The organism is Planktothrix sp. FACHB-1355 (assembly GCF_014748295.1).
Lineage (GTDB): Bacteria > Cyanobacteriota > Cyanobacteriia > Cyanobacteriales > Aerosakkonemataceae > Aerosakkonema > Aerosakkonema funiforme_A.
Genome location: NZ_JACJUP010000933.1, coordinates 1 through 2,843, shown reverse-complemented (window position 1 = coordinate 2,843; position 2,843 = coordinate 1). Strand labels below are relative to the sequence as shown.

The 2,843-nt window shown below is 45.5% G+C and carries 5 protein-coding genes; 3 read left to right on the top strand and 2 right to left on the bottom strand.

All coding sequences use genetic code 11. The features are described from left to right. Window positions 1-31: 31 nt before the first annotated feature. Window positions 32-892, bottom strand: coding sequence for a zinc metalloprotease HtpX (locus H6S82_RS27160; protein ID WP_190475210.1), 861 nt, complete (start codon window positions 890-892; stop codon window positions 32-34). A 338-nt stretch (window positions 893-1,230) separates the two neighbouring features. Here H6S82_RS27160 and crcB point away from each other — a divergent pair, with 338 nt between their 5' ends. Both crcB and H6S82_RS34190 read left to right on the top strand, forming a co-directional pair. Continuing rightward, window positions 1,231-1,629, top strand: coding sequence for a fluoride efflux transporter CrcB (crcB, locus tag H6S82_RS27155; RefSeq protein ID WP_190475208.1), 399 nt, complete (start codon window positions 1,231-1,233; stop codon window positions 1,627-1,629). Between the two features lie 46 nt (window positions 1,630-1,675). Further along, the gene (locus tag H6S82_RS34190) at window positions 1,676-1,801 is read left to right on the top strand and encodes a hypothetical protein (protein ID WP_277926586.1); all 126 of its coding nucleotides are present in this window, start codon (window positions 1,676-1,678) and stop codon (window positions 1,799-1,801) included. A 2-nt stretch (window positions 1,802-1,803) separates the two neighbouring features. Here H6S82_RS34190 and H6S82_RS34185 read toward each other — a convergent pair whose 3' ends face one another. Continuing rightward, window positions 1,804-1,926: a hypothetical protein gene (locus tag H6S82_RS34185; protein ID WP_255512311.1), complete on the bottom strand. Its 123-nt coding sequence runs from the start codon at window positions 1,924-1,926 to the stop codon at window positions 1,804-1,806. Between the two features lie 172 nt (window positions 1,927-2,098). Here H6S82_RS34185 and H6S82_RS27150 point away from each other — a divergent pair. Next, window positions 2,099-2,843 (top strand): ABC transporter ATP-binding protein (locus tag H6S82_RS27150; protein WP_191057028.1); only part of this gene is annotated, 745 nt, incomplete at its 3' end.

The following is a 2,843-nucleotide window of genomic DNA, read 5'->3' as shown; positions in this document are numbered from 1 at the left end:
TCCCCCACTCTTTCTACTGGTGGGAAGATACTTAATATCTGCTTGGCAGTTGTTGTTCGAGTTTCAGTAAAGCCTGAATGCGTGCCTCTGTAGATGGGTGAGTCGAAAACAAATTACCCAAAAATTCACCAGAGAAGGAATTGATAATTAAAAGCGGTTCAAAAGCGGGGTTGCCTTCGATCGGCATCTGCCTAGCACCCGCTTCCAAACGTTGTAATGCACGGGCTAAAGCGCGAGGATTTCCAGTTAGTTTGGCTGCACCGGCATCAGCAGAAAATTCTCTTGTGCGAGAGATACCCAACTGAATTACAGTAGCTGCGATCGGCGCGAGAATTACAGTTAGTAACATCCCCAAGGGATTGGGGCCATCGCGATCGTCTCGCCCGCCGGAAAACCACATACTGTAGCTCACCATTTGAGCAATAAAGGAGATCGCACCGGCAATTGTGGCGGAAACTGCTTGAGTTAAAGTGTCGCGATTGTAAATATGGCTGAGTTCGTGGGCAATAACTGCTTCTAATTCGTCATCGGGCAAAATATTGAGAATGCCTTCCGTAACAGCGACAGCTGCGTGTTCTGGGTCTCGTCCTGTGGCAAAGGCATTAGCTGCTGGACTGGAAACAATGTATACTCCTGGCATAGGTAAACCAGCGCGATCGCACAGTTTTTGCACCATTTGATACAAATTGGGTGCTTGCTCGTAGCTAATCGGCTGGGCTCCATAGGCAGCTAACGCGATTCGATCGGAGAAATACCAAGACCCCAGATTAGTGACAGCTGCTAGTGCCATCCCTATAAACGCACCAGTCCAGCCACCGATTAGCCAGTAGCCGATCGTAATTAACAGAGCGCTTAACAAACCCAATAAAGCAACTGTTTTAAATTGATTCATACGTTACTGCTCCCAGTTACATTCATTTAGATATCTCCAGACAAAAATCTCAAAGGCAGGCAGGATGCCTGCCCCACAAGAATTGTGGGAGAAATCTATTAGATATCTATCTACGCAATGACTTTTTGTGATATTTTGTTTCATTCTACCCAACCCAGATCGAGTGCGATGACGGCGAACGCCCACTCAGAGGTACGGTTTAACGCACCAATCTGGTTGATAAAATCGCTAGTTGCTGTCCTCAATACCAGATTTGGTTAAGCCCAACTATCGAGAGGTAGCAGGGTATTGGGCAGAAAACCAGTCTTTTAACTCAAAATTTTGGCAAAGGTTGGCAAATGTTACAAGATCCTAACATTCGGGTTCCCATAGCGATTAGTTTGGGTGCGATCGCAGGTGCGTTGTGTCGTTATTACATAACATTGTGGTTCGCGCAACGCTTCGGCACGGGATTTCCCTACGGGACATTTTTTATCAACATTACCGGTTGTTTGGCGATGGGTTTCTTTGCCACCTTGGCATTAGAACGGGTAGCAACTATTTCTCCAGAAGTGCGTTTGTTGATAACAACCGGATTTTTAGGCGCTTATACTACCTTTTCCACCTACGGCTTAGATACCATGAACTTACTGCGCGAGCGCACTTATTTGGCAGCAGGTCTTTACTGGGCAGGCAGTGCAATATTGGGAATTATCAGCGTCCAGCTGGGAATTATTTTAGCCCGATTGGGGAAATAGGCAGTTGCTATGATTGGGTAACAATTGACGATATAGAATCAGATCTGTGGGATCGCCAGCCCCTGGACGCGGCATTACTCCCTTCTCGCTCAAAGAATATGTATGCTTTGGGGGGAGTGGGGGAGCGGGAGAGTGGGGGAGAAAAGAACAACAGGTAACTTGCGATCGATAATCTTACGGCGGGAAGGGAGTAATCGAACTCGATCGCTGACGGGGATTCGCTGGGGCGACGGTAACGCGAGCGATCGCAGAATTTCTGCCTTTTGTGCGAGAAATGGTTAAGGATAGATTAACCACTCTGCAAAATATAGGAATCCTTCGGATCTTCATCGCGCCCCAACTTCGTTTAAACTGTTTTTAATTTTTATTTGTTAATTACGAGCTAAATCTGTGGCATAGTTAAACGCGGTAGCTGGATGCAGACCCAACCAAAAACAAGAAAAAAACTATTTAAAGTGTAGGTAAAATTATGGTCGTCAAAACAACAACTGATTTACTCATTTCCCTAGAAAGCGTCAAAAAATCCTATCAGCAACCCAACGGTCAAGAAATTACTATCCTGGAAAATATCAATTTCGATTTGCGTACTGGTGAAATTGTGGCTTTGTTGGGGCCATCCGGTTCGGGAAAATCAACTTTAATGCGAATGATTGCCGGACTTATTCCGCCCACTCTAGGCAAAATACTCTATCACAATCGTCCCCTAGTTGGCTTAAATCCAGGTGTGGCAATTGTATTTCAAAGTTTTGCTCTCTATCCCTGGTTAACAGTGTTAGAAAATGTAGAATTGGGCTTGAAGGCGAAGGGCGAACTACCCGATCGTCGGCGAGAAAAAGCTTTGCGAATGATTGACGTTATCGGTTTGGATGGGTTTGAAAATGCTTACCCGAAAGAGCTTTCAGGAGGAATGCGCCAACGAGTAGGTTTTGCCAGAGCTTTAGCGGTTGAACCGGAACTGTTATGTATGGATGAGCCGTTTTCGGCTTTGGATGTTTTGACTGCCGAAAACTTGCGATTTGAGTTATTAGATTTGTGGTTAGAACGCCGGATACCCACCCAGACTATTTTAATAGTAACTCACGGTATTGAAGAAGCTGTGATTCTTGCCGATCGAATTATAGTTCTAGGCAGAAATCCTGGCAGAGTAAGAGCCGATTTACCAGTTAAGTTACCTCATTATCGCGATCGCAAAAGTCCCAGTTTTCAATCTCTGG